Raw genomic sequence first — 14,426 nt, forward strand, 5'->3', positions numbered from 1 at the left:
GACACACCACCGCCCGGCAGCGTTCCCGCTGCCGGGCGGTTCGGTATCGGTGAGCGGCTACGGCCGCGCCTCAGGCGCTCTTCTCCTGCGGCTCCCCCGACTCGCCGCGGTTGCGCGGGACCAGGGTCGGGTTCACGTTCGAGTGGACGACGTCCTCGGTGATGACGACGCGGGCCACGTCCTTGCGGGACGGGATCTCGTACATCACCGCCTGGAGGACCTCTTCCATGATGGCGCGCAGACCGCGGGCGCCGGTGCCGCGCAGGATGGCCTGGTCGGCGATGGCCTCCAGGGCCGGGCGGTCGAAGTCCAGCTCGACACCGTCGAGTTCGAAGAGGCGCTTGTACTGCTTGACGAGCGCGTTGCGCGGCTCGACCAGGATCTGCAGCAGGGCCTCGCGGTCGAGGTTGTGAACCGAGGTGAGGACGGGGAGGCGGCCGATGAACTCCGGGATCATCCCGAACTTCACCAGGTCCTCCGGCATGACGTCCTGGAGCTGGTCCTTGGACTCGATCTCGCGCTTGGAGCGGATCGTGGCGCCGAAGCCGATGCCCTTGGCGCCCGACCGGGCCTCGATGATCTTCTCCAGACCGGCGAAGGCACCGCCCACGATGAACAGCACGTTGGTGGTGTCGATCTGGATGAATTCCTGGTGGGGGTGCTTGCGGCCGCCCTGGGGCGGGACCGAGGCGGTGGTGCCCTCCAGGATCTTCAGCAGGGCCTGCTGGACGCCCTCACCGGAGACGTCGCGGGTGATCGACGGGTTTTCGCTCTTCCGGGCGACCTTGTCGATCTCGTCGATGTAGATGATGCCGGTCTCGGCCTTCTTGATGTCGAAGTCCGCGGCCTGGATCAGCTTGAGGAGGATGTTCTCGACGTCCTCACCGACATAGCCGGCCTCGGTGAGCGCCGTGGCGTCGGCGAACGCGAAGGGGACGTTGAGCATCCGGGCGAGGGTCTGCGCGAGCAGGGTCTTGCCGGAGCCGGTGGGGCCGAGCAGCAGGATGTTGGACTTGGCCAGCTCGATGCCCTCGTCGCCGCGGCCGGGGCCGTTCTCGCCCGCCTGCACCCGCTTGTAGTGGTTGTAGACGGCGACCGACAGCGCCTTCTTGGCGGGCTCCTGGCCGACGACATAGCCGTTGAGGAACTCGTAGATCTCCCGCGGCTTGGGGAGCTCCTCCCACCGCACCTCGGAGGTCTCGGCGAGCTCCTCCTCGATGATTTCGTTGCAGAGGTCGATGCACTCGTCGCAGATGTACACACCAGGTCCCGCGATGAGCTTCTTCACCTGCTTCTGACTCTTTCCGCAGAATGAGCACTTGAGCAGGTCGCCGCCGTCACCGATGCGTGCCACGAGGTGCTTCCCCTTCGCCTGGGATCCGCATTGCTCCACGGACCCGGGTGCTTGCCTATCGACGGTACCTTGCCGGGCCCCCCGTACGGGCCCCCCTTGGACCGACTCGGTTCACTCGATCCCGACCCGGTCCAAGGGGGCAACGCTCCGGCTCACTTTGCGAAGATCGTCAGCCGATCGACACGGAGGACTTCCGGGTCGAGACGATCTGGTCGACCAGACCGTACGCCAGGGATTCCTCTGCGGTCAGAATCTTGTCACGCTCGATATCATCACGGATCTTCTCCACCGGCGTGGAGGAGTGCTTGGCCAGGAGGTCCTCCAGCTGCGAGCGCATCCGCAGGATCTCGTTGGCGGCGATCTCCAGGTCGGAGACCTGGCCACGGCCGGTCTCGCTGTAGGGCTGGTGGATCAGCACCCGGGCGTTCGGCAGCGCCATCCGCTTGCCGGGCGTGCCGGCGGCGAGCAGCACGGCCGCGGCGGAGGCCGCCTGGCCCATGCAGACCGTCTGGATGTCCGGCTTCACGAACTGCATCGTGTCGTAGATGGCCGTGAGGGCCGTGAACGAACCACCGGGGCTGTTGATGTAGATGGAGATGTCCCGGTCCGGGTCCATCGACTCCAGGCACAGCAGCTGCGCCATGACGTCATTGGCCGAGGCGTCGTCGATCTGCACGCCGAGGAAGATCACGCGCTCCTCGAACAGCTTCGCGTACGGGTCGTACTCGCGCACGCCCTGCGAGGTGCGCTCGACGAAGCGCGGGACGATGTAGCGGGATTCGGCGCGCGCGCCGGAAAACTCGGACTCCGCGCCCTGCTGGAGGCCGCTGCCGGGGAAGTTGTTCATCGTGGTGTTCACCGTCCTGGTGGCGATCAAGTGGGCTGGGGGCTGTGGGGCGAGTGGTACGGGGCTCAGGCCCCGGTGCCGCCCCCGCCCGGAACGCCGGCGGCGGAGGTCATCACATCGTCGATCAGGCCGTACTCCTTGGCCTCATCGGCGGAGAACCAGCGGTCGCGGTCCGAGTCCTGGGTGATCCGCTCGACGGTCTGGCCGGTGTGGAAGGCCGTGAGCTCCGCCATACGCTTCTTGGTGTGCAGCAGCCGCTCGGCGTGGATCTTGATGTCCGACGCGGAACCCGCCAGGCCCGCGGAGGGCTGGTGGATGAGGATCTCGGCGTTCGGCAGCGCGAAGCGCTTGCCCGGGGTGCCGGCGCTCAGCAGGAACTGTCCCATGGAGGCGGCGAGGCCCATCGCGATCGTCACCACGTCGTTCTTGATGTACTGCATGGTGTCGTAGATCGCCAAGCCGGCCGAGATCGAGCCGCCCGGGGAGTTGATGTAGAGGAAGATGTCCTTGTCCGGGTCCGCGGCGAGGAGAAGCAGCTGCGCGGTGATCTTGTTGGCGATGTCGTCGTCGACCGGCTGGCCGAGGAAGATGATCCGCTCGCCGAGCAGCCGGTTGTAGACCTGGTCGCCGAGGCCACCGAAGGTCGGCTCAGCGGCGGCGGAAGGCATCGGGATCGTCACGTGTCCACCTGCTCGTTGTCGGACGGCTCAGGCCGTCTCAGCGTCGTCTTCTGGGGCGCGGGGATCGGCGCCGTGTGTGGGCCCGGCGCGGTTTCAGGGACTCCCCTGCCCTCGTATCTACGGACCCTAACGCGCAGGTCGGACAACGCCATCCCGCATCGATAACTGTTCGCTGTGAGCGCAGGCTCACCGGCGGGTGACGACATACGGGCCCGAACACGCGGACGTGCGTGTTCGGGCCCGTCACAGCCGGTCGGCGCGCCGGCGCCGCAGGCTCAGGCCTCGGACTTCTCGTCGCCCTCGGTCTCGGCGGCGTCGGCGGCCTCGGCCTTCGGTGCGTCGGCGGCCTCGACCGTCTCGGCGGTCTCGTCCTCGTCGTCGAGGTCGATGACCTCGCCGTTGCTGTCCTTGACCGTGGCGGCCTCGACGACGACCGCGAGGGCCTTGCCGCGGGCGACCTCACCGACGAGCATCGGCACCTGGCCGCCCTCGACGACGGCCTGCGCGAACTGGTCGGGGGACATGCCGGAGGACTGCGCGCGGCGCATGAGGTGCTCGGTGAGCTCCTCCTGGCTGACGTTCAGCTTCTCCTTGTTGACCAGCTCGTCGAGGATGAACTGGGTCTTGATGCCCTTCTCGGCCTGCTCCTTGGTCTCGGCGTCGAACTCCTCCTCGCTCTTGCCCTGGATCTCCAGGTACTTCGCGAGGTCGAGGCCCATCTGGCCGAGCTGGTGGTTGACCAGGTTGTGCTTGCGGGTCTGGATCTCGTCCTCGAGCAGCTTCTCGGGCATCGGCACCTCGACGAGCTTGAGCAGCTCGTCCAGGACCTTCTCCTGAGCCTGGGTGGCCTGGTCGTACTTCTTCATCTGCTCAAGGCGCTTGCGGCTGTCCGCGCGCAGCTCCTCAAGGGTGTCGAACTCGCTGGCCAGCTGCGCGAAGTCGTCGTCCAGCGCGGGCAGTTCCCGGGACTTGACCTCGGTGACCTCGACCGTGACCTCGGACTCCTTGCCCTCGGCGGAGCCGCCCTTGAGCTCGGAGGTGAAGGTGGCGGTGCCGCCGGCCTCGACGCCGGTGACGGCCTCGTCGATGCCGTCGAGGAGCTCACCGGAGCCGACGGTGTAGGTGACGCCCTGGGCGACGCCGTCCTCCAGGACCTCGCCGTCCACCTTGGCTTCGAGGTTGAGCGTCAGGACGTCGCCGTCCTGGGCGCCGCGCTCGACCGGGCTGGTCGTCGCGAAGCGCTCCCGCAGCTGCTCGACGGACTTGTCGATGTCCTCGTCCGACACCTCGACGGCGTCGACCTCGACCTCGATGCCGGAGTAGTCCGGGATCTCCAGGGCGGGACGGATGTCGACCTCGGCGGTGAAGGCCAGCAGCTCGCCGTCCTTCAGCTCGGTGATGTCGACCTCGGGCTGGCCGAGGACGTTCAGCTCACCCTCGTTGACCGCCTCGGTGTAGAACTTCGGGAGCGCGTCGTTGACGGCCTCCTCCAGCACGGCGCCGCGGCCGAACCGCTGGTCGATGACGCGGGCCGGGATCTTGCCCTGGCGGAAGCCCTTCACCGTGACCTGCTGGTTGATCTTCTTGTACGCCGCGTCGAGGCTGGGCTTGAGCTCCTCGAAGGGCACCTCGACAGTGAGCCGAACCCGAGTCGGGTTCAGGGTCTCCACGGCGCTCTTCACGGTTCGGTCTCCTTGGGGCTGACTTCTGGGGTCCTGCGTGAGATCTGCCTGCGCCCGGCTGATCCGGGTCCGGCCGATCGCGCCCGGTACACAGACACACGGGCACGCAGTTTGCATAGTAACCGCAAGGAGGATGACGCCCACAATGCGATCTTGAACGGCCGCCGATCTTGCGACTCGCTCCGGTGGGCCGCAGCGGTGCCCGACGTGAACCGTCGGGCCGACCTGCTGCTGGTCGGGGTGGCCGGATTCGAACCGACGACCTTCCGCTCCCAAAGCGGACGCGCTACCAAGCTGCGCCACACCCCGTCGGTGCGACACGTAGGGTACATGGCCGCAGGCCGTACGGCTGCCAGTTATCGGGTTGCCCGGCGGGGTGGAGGTGCGGGTCCGGGCGGCCGGGCGCACCGTCCGCGGAAGGGATGTGCGGCGCACCGCCGCGACCCGCTAGGATGCACTGCGTGCCGCGGTCCTGCGACCGGTCGGCGCTCGCGGGCGTAGCTCAATGGTAGAGCCCTAGTCTTCCAAACTAGCTACGCGGGTTCGATTCCCGTCGCCCGCTCCGTATGCGGGCCCCAGGCCTGATGGCCTGGGGTTTTGCGCTGTCATGGGCGAGGCGCGGGCGGGCGCACGCCCCTCCGCCCCGGAGGCGGGGGGGGTCCTTAAGGTGGCCCCATGGAGATCTGGCTCAATCCCGCGTGTTCCAAGTGCCGTTCCGCCGTGGAGATCCTCGACGAGGAGGGCGCCTCGTACACCGTGCGCAGGTACCTGGAGGATCCGCCGGGCGCGGAAGAGCTGCGCGCTGTACTGCAACGGCTGGGACTGGAGCCCTGGGACATCACCCGGGCCCAGGAGCCCGAGGCGAAGGAGCTGGGGCTCGGGGAGTGGGAGCGCGCCGACGCCGCGCGCGAGCGGTGGATCGCGGCGCTGGCGGCGCACCCCCGGCTGATTCAGCGGCCGATCATCACCGCGGACGACGGTTCGGCGCTGGTGGGACGCAGCGCGGAAGCCGTACGCGAAGCCGCGGCACGGACCGGAGGCGAGGAGACCTCGTAGGGCCGATCCCTCGTGCGGTGCCTGGGAGGGCCCTGCGGACCACCTAGAAGGTGATGTGGTTGATGGTGTTTGCCAGGGAGTTGAGGAACCGGTTGATCGACGGCGCCATGCCCGTGGAGGCGAGGAAGAAGCCGAACAGTATGGCGACGAGCGCCGGACCTGCCTTGATGGATTTCCCTCTGATCAACACGATCAGGATGATCCCCAACAGCAGCACCACAGACAGCGAAAGAGCCACAACTGATCACACCCTCGGTCGGAACGCCTCACCGGCCCGGGAGCATGCCTCGCACACCCCCCTGCACCATCGTGCCACCAACTCCATGCCCACTGGATACCGGTGACGAATCATCGGCCAACGCTTTGCCCGATTCCCGACGCTGGGTGACCAGCTGGGGGACCGCAGGGTGCGACCTGGCGGTGCGCGGGGTGGCGGAGCGGGTGACGTAGGGGCGACGTCCTCAGGAGAGGCCGGGCCGGGCGGGGAATTCTTCCCGGCCCGACGCCGCCCCGGCACATCGTTCCGATCTTTCTCCGGTGCCGCTCGTCCCCTCCCCCGGATCCACGGAAAGGGAAATTCGTGGCGTCCGTCACTGCTTTACCGGGTGCCGCAAGGGCTTATTAGCATTCGGACATAAGAGCAAGGGATGGGACATTACCGCGGAGTCGTTTGCGGGGGATACGGGGGGATTTCAAGGGATGATAGGGGACGAGTCGGGCGGCCTCTGACCAGCTCCTACCCGGTGATCGCGGGTTTATCCGTTCTTCATCCGCGGCGGCGCCGGGGAGAAATAAAGAAAGGGGCAGCACGCGGTTTTACGCATTCGTCGACCGCCGCTATCGTGCCTCCAATGTTTTCCGCTGCCCCGACACCCCGACGCGCACTCCCCGCTGCCCGGGCGGCGGACACGGACCGGACGGAGGCGACGGCCGGGCCGTCCGGCGGACCGGAGGCGGCCGAGCCGCCCTCCCCCAAAGCCGGTAGCCGCAATCCGTTCTTCGACAACGCGAAGTACCTGGCCATCGTGCTGGTGGCGATGGGGCACTCCTGGGAGCCGCTGACCGACGGCAGTCGGGCCGCCGAGGCGTTCTACATGACCGTCTACACGTTCCACATGCCGGCCTTCATCATCATTTCGGGCTACTTCTCGCGCAGCTTCGACATGCGCAAGGACCGGTTGCAGCGGCTGGTCACCGGGGTCGCGGTCCCCTACGTCCTCTTCGAGACCGCCTACGCCTTCTTCAAGCGCTGGGCGGACGACGACCCGGGGCAGCCCGTCAGCCTGCTCGACCCGTGGTTCCTGACGTGGTTCCTGGTGGCCCTGTTCATCTGGCGGCTGACCACCCCGCTGTGGAAGATCGTGCGCTGGCCGATCCCGCTCGCGGTGGCCATCGCGGTCCTCGCGTCCGTCTCACCGGACATCGGTGACGATCTGGACCTCCAGCGGGTGCTCCAGTTCCTGCCGTTCTTCGTCCTGGGGCTCTCGCTGCGGGCGGAGCACTTCGCGATGGTGCAGCGGCGGGCGGTGCGGATCGCCTCGATTCCCGTCTTCGCAGCCGCGCTGGTGATGGCTTACTGGGCGGCGCCCCGGATGACCTCGGCGTGGTTCTACCACCGCGACAGCGCCCAGGAGTTGGGTACCACCTGGTGGATCGGCGCGGTGATGACGCTGGCGCTGTTCGGCTGCTCGATCGTGCTCACCGCCTGCTTCTTCTCCTGGGTACCGACGCGGCGGACGTGGTTCACGGTGCTGGGCGCGGGGACGCTGTACGGCTATCTGCTGCACGGCTTCCTGGCCAAGGGCTCGCGCTTCTGGGGCTGGTTCGACGACTACGCCTGGCTGCACACCCCGCTCGGTGAGATCGCGGTCACGCTGATCGCCGGGGCCATCGTGACGGCCCTGTGCACCCCGCCGGTCCGCAAGGTGTTCCGCTTCGCGATGGAGCCGACGATGGCCTGGGCGTTCCGCAAGGACCCGGCCGATACGGCGCGGGCCCGCGTCAGCGCCTGAGCGCGGGCCCCGGCCCGGCGGCGCGGTGCCCGAGCGCCGGGACGGCCGGTGAGCCCACCCGGGGAGACCGGCGAAGAAGGAGCCGCTCGGACGGTGCCCCCGGGTCAGCCGTCGCCTCAGGCGTCCCGGCAGATCAGCAGCAGCGCCCGGTCGTCGTTGACGTCCTTGGCGACGGCCTCGATCAGGTGCCAGGCCGCGCCGGCGAAGCCGCTGGCGACATAGCGGTCGGCCTCGCCGGTCAGCCGGTCGATGCCCTCGGCGATATCGCGGTCGGCGGCCTCGACCAGGCCGTCGGTGAACAGCATCAGCACATCGCCCGTCCGCAGCGTGCCCTTGACCGGGTCGAACTGGGCGCCGTCGTAGACGCCGAGCAGCGGCCCCTCCCCCGACTTCTCCTCCCAGCGGCCGGTGCCCGCGCTGAGTTGCAGGGCCGGCAGATGCCCGGCGGAGAGCAGCTCGTAGTCGCCGGATTCCAGGTCCAGGACGAGATGGATGGAGGTGGCGAAGCCCTCGTCCCAGTCCTGGCGCAGGAGGTAGCCGTTGGCGGCGGGCAGGAAGGCGTGCGGCGGCAGCGAGCCGAGCAGGCCGCCGAAGGCGCCGGACAGCAGCAGCGCGCGGGAGGCGGCGTCCATGCCCTTGCCGGAGACATCGGTCAGCACCACTTCGAGGATGCTGCCGCCGTGGGTGCGGGAGGCCACCACGAAGTCGCCGGAGAAGGACTGCCCGCCGGCCGGGCGCAGCGCCATCTCGCGGTGCCAGCCCTGGGGCAGCTTGGGCAGTTGGCTCTGGACGCGGATCCGCTCGCGCAGGTCGAAGAGCATGGTGCCGCCGCGCCGCCAGGGCACCCCGACCCGGCTGCGGAACTGCGCGATCAGCAGCCCGAAGAACCCGACCGCGGCGACCACCAGCACGGTGCCCGGAGTGATCCGGTCCGGTCCTTCGTCATACGGGCCGAACAGCGCGGACTCGACGACCAGCGCGGTCGCGGAGGCGCCGTACAGCACGAGGAGGTTGGCCGGCCGCAGCACCAGTCCGCCGGCGATGACCGGGAGGACCAGGGCGGTCGGGGCGACCCACTCGGGGAACCGGAGCGTGCCCGCGGCGATGGCGGGTATGGCCAGGAGCAGGACGGCCAGTGCGAACCGGTCGGAGCCCTCACCACGGAAGTAGTCGACCCCGGCCTTGCGCACGCCGATGCGGGCCCGGTGCAGACCTTTGTGCATCCGGGCCGTCAGGGAGTCCGTGCCCTGGCCGCTTGTCATTGCTCTGGGACCCTATCCACCCGTTCGGCGGCGCGTCGATTCGCCGCACGACGGCCCGGCCAATTGCCGGGAAACTCCGTTCGAAATCCGGTCGCGCGGCCGGAGAGCGGCCTGCTAGGGATGGGGCATGGCAACGGAACTGCGGGGCGTGCGGGACGTCGAGTGGGACGACTGGTCCGACAAGCTGGATCTGGCGTTCGGCGAGCTGCCCCCGCCCCCTGAGCGGCGGTCCCTCCGGCGGGCGGCCACCGAGATCGAGCGCTCGATCGGGATCTGGGACGGCGACGACTGCGTCGCCACGGCGGGGGCGCTCTCGTTCCGGCTCACCGTGCCGGGCGGGTCCGGGGTGCCGGCGGCCGGGGTCACGATGGTCAGCGTGCAGCCGACGCACCGCCGTCGCGGGCTGCTGCGGTCGATGATGCGGCACCAGCTCGCGGACGTCCGCGAGCGCGGTGAACCGCTGGCGGTGCTCACCGCGTCGGAACCGGCGATCTACGGCCGGTTCGGCTACGGGGCGGCGGCCCTGGACATGCAGCTGACCGTGGACACGGATCGGCTGGCCGCCCCCGAGCTGCCCGGCACGGACGGTGTGCGGCTGCGGCTGGTGGATCCGGCGGCCGCGCTCGCCGACTGCGAGCGGGTCTACGCCCAACTGGTGCCGTCCCGCCCCGGGATGCTCGCCCGGCTGCCGGGCTGGGACCGGATAGCCGTGCAGGACCCGCCCGAGGAGCGGGACGGGGCCGGGATGCTCCAGTGCGTGGTGGCCGAGGTGGACGGCGAGGTGCGGGGCTACGCGCGCTTTGCGGTCAAACCGGCCTGGGACCGGGGCGGGCCCGCGGGGACGGTGGTCGTCCGGCATCTCGACGCGCTGGACCCGGTGGTGTACGCGGCGCTGTGGCGCTTCCTGTTCGGGATCGATCTGACGTCGTCGGTGGCGGTGCGCACCCGGCCGGTGGACGATGCGCTGCCGCTGCTCGTCGCGGACATGCGGCGCTGCGCGATGGAGCTGCGGGAGTCCCTGTTCGTCCGGCCGGTGGAGGTGGGCGCGGCGCTGGCGGCCCGGACGTACCGGACGCCGGTGGACGTGGTGCTGGAGGTCGCGGATCCGTTCTGCCCCTGGAACGAGGGGCGTTGGCGGCTGACCGGTGACGCGAGCGGCGCGTCCTGTGTGCGGACCCGCGACGAGGCCGAACTGGCGCTGTCCGTACGCGAGGTGGGCTCGGCGTATCTGGGTGGCTTCGCGCTGACGGCGCTGGCGGCGGCGGGCCGGGTGCGGGAGCTGCGGCCCGGTGCGCTGGCGCCCGCGTCGAGGGCGTTCGGGTCGGACGTGGCGCCCTGGCTGCCGCACGGGTTCTGAGCGGGTCCGGGCTCCGGCCCCCGGCGTACGGGGGTGGCGCGGGGCCGTGCCGGACGCCGCCGGGGACCGTCAGCCGCCGCCGGCGGACGGCTGGCAGCCCGGGCACCAGAAGAGGTTGCGGGCGGCGAGGCCGGCGGTGCGGATCTCGCTGCCGCAGATGTGGCAGCCCTGCGGGGCGCGGCGGTAGACGTAGACCTCGCCGCCGTGGTCGTCGACCCGGGGCGGGCGGCCCATGGCCTCGGGGAGGTGCTCCGGGCGGACGGTGTCGATCCGGTTGTGCCGGACGCCCTCGGCCATCAGGAACACCAGGTCGTCCCAGAGGGCGTCCCATTCGGCGCGGGTGAGGTCACGGCCGGCGCGGTAGGGGTCGATCCGGTGCCGGAAGAGGACCTCGGCGCGGTAGACGTTGCCGACGCCGGCGATGATCTTCTGGTCGAGCAGCAGCGCCGCGATGGTCGTCCGGCTGCGGGAGATCCGCTGCCAGGCGCGGGTGCCGTCGTCGCCGGGGCGCAGCGGGTCGGGGCCGAGCCGCTCGTGTATCGCCTGCTTCTCGGCTTCGGTGATCAGTGCGCAGGTGGTGGGTCCGCGCAGGTCCGCGTGGTGGTGGGCGGTGGCCAGGCGCAGCCGGACGGTGTCGGTGGGCGGCGGGGCGGGCGCGGTGCCGAAGCCGAGCTTGCCGAAGAGGCCGAGGTGGATGTGGATCCAGCGATCCGGGCCGAAGCCGAGGAAGAGGTGTTTGCCGTGCGCCTCGGCGGCGGTCATGACCTGGCCGTCGACGAGGGCGGCGCCGCCGGCGAACTTGCCCTGCGGGCTGCTCACCCGGACGGCTTCGCCCTCGAAACGGGAGCGGTGGTCCAGGGCGAGGCGGTGGATCGTATGCCCCTCGGGCACGGGTGTTCCTCCAGTGGGCGCGCCCGCCCGCCCCGGCGGCCGGGGCGGGCGGGCGGCGGGACGAGCGGGGGTCAGCCCTGCGGGTGGTGGGCGGGGATGGCGGGCAGTTCGCCGGTGGTCTCGTAGGCCGAGAGCATCTCGATGCGGCGGGTGTGCCGCTCCTCACCCGAGTAGGGCGTGCTGAGGAAGACCTCGATGAACCTGGTCGCCTCTTCCTCGGTGTGCATCCGGCCGCCGACGGAGATCACGTTGGCGTTGTTGTGCTCGCGGCCGAGCTTGGCGGTCTCCTCGCTCCAGGCCAGCGCGGCCCGTACGCCCTTGACCTTGTTGGCGGCGATCTGCTCGCCGTTGCCGGAGCCGCCGATCACGATGCCGAGGCTCTCCGGGTCGGCGGCGGTCTTCTCCGCGGCGCGCAGGCAGAACGGCGGGTAGTCGTCCTGGGCGTCGTAGAGATGGGGGCCGCAGTCGACGGGCTCGTGGCCATGGGCCTTGAGCCATTCGACGAGGTGGTTCTTGAGGTCGAAACCTGCATGGTCGGAGCCGAGGTACACGCGCATGCGATGAGTGTGACACGAGGGGGCCGGGCAGGCGTCGCGGGGTCGTCCCGGGCCCGGGCGCACGGGCCACCGCTCCCGCCTTCCGTACGCAAGCGCATCGCGTAACCGCCCAGGGTTTCACACAACAATCCGACTCCAGGCCTTCCAATCAACGGATAACGAAGATCTAATGCCAGAGATCTCTTCCGCGAACCACGAAGGACGGTGCTCATGGGCGCGCACCCCCCTCCCCCCAGCTCCACCGGAGCAGGGGGCACCCCCACCACCACAGCGTTCCCGCCTGCCGGCGATCCCAGCGGCGGATCGACCGGGGGGCAGTCGCCGGACGGGCTGCAGGCAGGACTCAAGAACCGCCACCTGTCGATGATCGCCATCGGCGGGGTGATCGGCGCCGGCCTGTTCGTCGGTTCCGGCGCCGGTATCGCGGCCGCGGGACCCGGCATCCTGCTCTCCTACGCACTGACCGGGCTGCTGGTCGTGCTGGTGATGCGGATGCTGGGCGAGATGGCCGCCGCCTCCCCCACGTCCGGCTCGTTCTCCGCTTACGCCGACCGGGCGCTGGGGCGCTGGGCCGGCTTCACCATCGGCTGGCTGTACTGGTTCTTCTGGTCGGTCGTGCTGGCCGTCGAGGCGACCGCGGCCGCCTCGATCCTCACCGGCTGGGTCCCCGCCGTCCCGCAGTGGGCCTGGGCGCTGCTGGTGATGATCGTGCTGACCGGTACGAACCTGATCTCGGTGGGCTCGTTCGGCGAGTTCGAGTTCTGGTTCGCCGGCATCAAGGTCGTCGCGATCGTGGTCTTCATCGTGGTCGGCGCGCTGGCGATATTCGGGCTGCCGCCGGGCGACGACCCGGTCGGCGTCGCGAACCTGACCGGGCACGGCGGCTTCCTGCCACACGGTCCCGGCGCGATCCTCTCCGGCATGCTGCTGGTGGTCTTCTCCTTCATGGGCAGCGAGATCGTCACGCTCGCGGCGAGCGAGGCGCCGAACCCGGTGCAGGCCGTCCGCAAGGCCGTCAACAGCGTCATCTGGCGGATCGCGCTGTTCTACCTCGGCTCGATCGGCGTGATCGTGACCCTGCTGCCGTGGAACGACAAGGCGGTGGCCAAGAGCCCGTACGTGGCCGTGCTGGAGTCGCTGGACATCCCGTACGCGGGCACCGTGATGGACATCGTGGTGCTGACCGCCGTGCTGTCCTGTCTGAACTCCGGGCTCTACACCGCCTCCCGGATGGCGTTCTCGCTCGGCGAGCGCGGTGACGCCCCGAAGTCGTTCGCCACCGTCAACAAGGGCGGGGTGCCGGCGGTCGCCACCTATGCGTCGGTCGCCTTCGGCTTCATCGCGACGATCTTCAGCTACACCTCGAAGGACACCGTCTTCCAGTTCCTGCTCAACTCGTCCGGCGCGGTGGCGCTGTTCGTATGGCTGGTCATCTGCTTCTCGCAGCTGCGGATGCGCCGGACCATCGAGCGGGAGACCCCGGAGCGGCTGACGGTGCGGATGTGGCTGTACCCGTGGCTGACCTACGCGACGATCGCGATGATCGTGTTCGTGGTGGGCTACATGTTCTACGACCCGGACGGGCGCAAGCAGATGGTGCTGTCGGTGATCGCGGCCGTGGTCGTGCTGGCGGTCGGGCTGCTGCTGGAGCGGCGGCGCCCGCGGAAGCAGGACGCGGTCGGGACCGAGCGCGCGTAACGCCGTACGACGGCACGAAGAGGGCGGGCCCCGCACCGGGATACCGAAATGGTGCGGCCCCCGCCCTCTTCGCATCGGCTACCTCAGCCATCAATCGGCTACCTCAGCCATCAATTGAGGAACCCCCACGGCGAGCAACCCCCTCCGCGAAAGCGGCGGCGGTTTAGCCGCAATGGGGGGACAGCTTCCAGGCGGTGGGCAGCGCGCCCATCGCCAGTGCGGCCTTGAGCGCGTCACCGATCAGGAACGGGACCAGGCCGACGGCGACCGCCTGGCCGAAGGGCATCCCGGTGCTCAGCGCCAGGTAGGGCACGCCGACGGCGTAGATCACGGCGGTGCCGGCGGCCATGGTGGCGGCGGTGCGCAGCACGCTGCGGTCGCCGCCGCGGCGGGCCAGCGCGCCGACGAGGCCGGCGGCGAGCAGCATCCCCATGACGTAGCCGAAGGTGGCTCCGCCGGCGCCGGAGGCACCGCCGGCGAACCAGGGCATCCCCGCCATCCCGGCCAGGGCGTACAGCGCCAGCGACAGCAGACCGCGGCGCGTGCCGAGCGAGGCGCCGACCAGGAGGGCCGCGAAGGTCTGGCCGGTGACCGGAACCGGGGAGCCGGGGACGGGGACCGCGATCTGGGCCGCGATGCCGGTGAGCGCGGCGCCACCGAGCACCAGCGCGGCGTCCCGGACGCGGGCGCGGGAGGCGGTGGTGGCCGGCAGCAGGTCGGCGAGGACCTCTCCGGCGGAGGTGAGGGCGGCTGTGCTCATCGGGACCTCGCGGGGGTGAGAAGGAAGGGACGGGACGCGACGACGTTAGTTCAGCGGGCCGCCGGCGATCATCGTGTGGCGGTGACAAAGCCGTACCGGCCCGCTTGGAGAGTTCCGATCAACCGCCAGCCTGCCCGGCCTTGTTGAGCCGTGCGGCGTCTTTGCAGGTCACGTGATGCTCATCACGGCCGCCAAGGTGCTGCGGGGCCGGTTTTGTGGTAGCGCGCGACCTGCGGCGACACTGGGTCCACTCCGCGGCGAGCTGTGGAG

Annotated in this window: 13 protein-coding genes and 2 tRNA genes; 5 read left to right on the plus strand and 10 right to left on the minus strand. The window is 70.0% G+C overall.

The genetic code is table 11. From position 1 onward, the window contains the following. Positions 1 to 70 precede the first annotated feature (70 nt). The 5 genes from clpX to EST92_RS01950 all read right to left on the minus strand — a co-directional run bounded on the left by clpX (position 71) and on the right by EST92_RS01950 (position 4,872). Positions 71 to 1,354, minus strand: a complete 1,284-nt coding sequence (gene clpX, locus EST92_RS01930; RefSeq protein WP_129279243.1) for an ATP-dependent Clp protease ATP-binding subunit ClpX — start codon at positions 1,352 to 1,354, stop codon at positions 71 to 73. Between the two features lie 169 nt (positions 1,355 to 1,523). Beyond that, positions 1,524 to 2,201 (minus strand): ATP-dependent Clp protease proteolytic subunit, encoded by a 678-nt coding sequence (locus EST92_RS01935; RefSeq protein WP_129279274.1) that lies wholly within the window; start codon positions 2,199 to 2,201, stop codon positions 1,524 to 1,526. Between the two features lie 65 nt (positions 2,202 to 2,266). Further along, positions 2,267 to 2,869 carry an ATP-dependent Clp protease proteolytic subunit gene (locus EST92_RS01940; RefSeq protein WP_030283915.1) on the minus strand — a complete coding sequence of 201 codons (603 nt, stop codon included), beginning with the start codon at positions 2,867 to 2,869 and terminating at the stop codon, positions 2,267 to 2,269. A 287-nt stretch (positions 2,870 to 3,156) separates the two neighbouring features. Next, positions 3,157 to 4,563: a trigger factor gene (gene tig, locus EST92_RS01945; protein ID WP_161981692.1), complete on the minus strand. Its 1,407-nt coding sequence runs from the start codon at positions 4,561 to 4,563 to the stop codon at positions 3,157 to 3,159. A 232-nt stretch (positions 4,564 to 4,795) separates the two neighbouring features. After that, a tRNA-Pro gene (locus tag EST92_RS01950) sits at positions 4,796 to 4,872 on the minus strand. Between the two features lie 182 nt (positions 4,873 to 5,054). On the opposite strand from EST92_RS01950, the gene EST92_RS01955 reads away from it, so the two are divergent. Together EST92_RS01955 and EST92_RS01960 are read left to right on the plus strand one after the other, a co-directional pair. After that, positions 5,055 to 5,125, plus strand: a tRNA-Gly gene (locus EST92_RS01955). A gap of 113 nt (positions 5,126 to 5,238) precedes the next feature. Continuing rightward, complete coding sequence (locus EST92_RS01960; RefSeq protein WP_129279245.1) at positions 5,239 to 5,619, plus strand: arsenate reductase family protein; 381 nt, start codon at positions 5,239 to 5,241, stop codon at positions 5,617 to 5,619. Positions 5,620 to 5,662: 43 nt separating this feature from the next. On the opposite strand, the gene EST92_RS01965 is transcribed toward EST92_RS01960, so the two are convergent. After that, a complete protein-coding gene (locus tag EST92_RS01965) occupies positions 5,663 to 5,857 on the minus strand; it encodes a hypothetical protein (RefSeq protein WP_093483217.1) in 195 nt (64 codons plus the stop codon). Positions 5,858 to 6,470: 613 nt separating this feature from the next. Between EST92_RS01965 and EST92_RS01970 the strand changes: the two genes are divergently transcribed. Further along, a complete protein-coding gene (locus EST92_RS01970; RefSeq protein ID WP_129279246.1) occupies positions 6,471 to 7,631 on the plus strand; it encodes an acyltransferase family protein in 1,161 nt (386 codons plus the stop codon). 116 nt (positions 7,632 to 7,747) lie between these two features. On the opposite strand, the gene EST92_RS01975 is transcribed toward EST92_RS01970, so the two are convergent. Then, complete coding sequence (locus EST92_RS01975) at positions 7,748 to 8,893, minus strand: PP2C family protein-serine/threonine phosphatase (RefSeq protein WP_129279247.1); 1,146 nt, start codon at positions 8,891 to 8,893, stop codon at positions 7,748 to 7,750. 127 nt (positions 8,894 to 9,020) lie between these two features. Between EST92_RS01975 and EST92_RS01980 the strand changes: the two genes are divergently transcribed. Beyond that, positions 9,021 to 10,250, plus strand: a complete 1,230-nt coding sequence (locus EST92_RS01980; RefSeq protein WP_129279248.1) for a GNAT family N-acetyltransferase — start codon at positions 9,021 to 9,023, stop codon at positions 10,248 to 10,250. A gap of 69 nt (positions 10,251 to 10,319) precedes the next feature. On the opposite strand, the gene EST92_RS01985 is transcribed toward EST92_RS01980, so the two are convergent. Together EST92_RS01985 and EST92_RS01990 are read right to left on the minus strand one after the other, a co-directional pair. Next, positions 10,320 to 11,141 carry a DNA-formamidopyrimidine glycosylase family protein gene (locus tag EST92_RS01985; RefSeq protein ID WP_129279249.1) on the minus strand — a complete coding sequence of 274 codons (822 nt, stop codon included), beginning with the start codon at positions 11,139 to 11,141 and terminating at the stop codon, positions 10,320 to 10,322. Positions 11,142 to 11,212: 71 nt separating this feature from the next. Continuing rightward, on the minus strand, positions 11,213 to 11,698 hold the full coding sequence (locus EST92_RS01990) for a ribose-5-phosphate isomerase (protein ID WP_129279250.1): 486 nt from the start codon (positions 11,696 to 11,698) through the stop codon (positions 11,213 to 11,215). 210 nt (positions 11,699 to 11,908) lie between these two features. On the opposite strand from EST92_RS01990, the gene EST92_RS01995 reads away from it, so the two are divergent. After that, positions 11,909 to 13,396: an amino acid permease gene (locus EST92_RS01995; RefSeq protein WP_129279251.1), complete on the plus strand. Its 1,488-nt coding sequence runs from the start codon at positions 11,909 to 11,911 to the stop codon at positions 13,394 to 13,396. 163 nt (positions 13,397 to 13,559) lie between these two features. Here the strand turns inward: EST92_RS01995 and EST92_RS02000 are convergent, their stop codons facing one another. Further along, positions 13,560 to 14,156 (minus strand): biotin transporter BioY, encoded by a 597-nt coding sequence (locus EST92_RS02000; protein WP_129279252.1) that lies wholly within the window; start codon positions 14,154 to 14,156, stop codon positions 13,560 to 13,562. Positions 14,157 to 14,426 lie beyond the last annotated feature (270 nt).

The sequence above is a fragment of the Streptomyces sp. TM32 genome (assembly GCF_004122755.1).
Classification (GTDB): Bacteria; Actinomycetota; Actinomycetes; order Streptomycetales; family Streptomycetaceae; genus Streptomyces; species Streptomyces sioyaensis.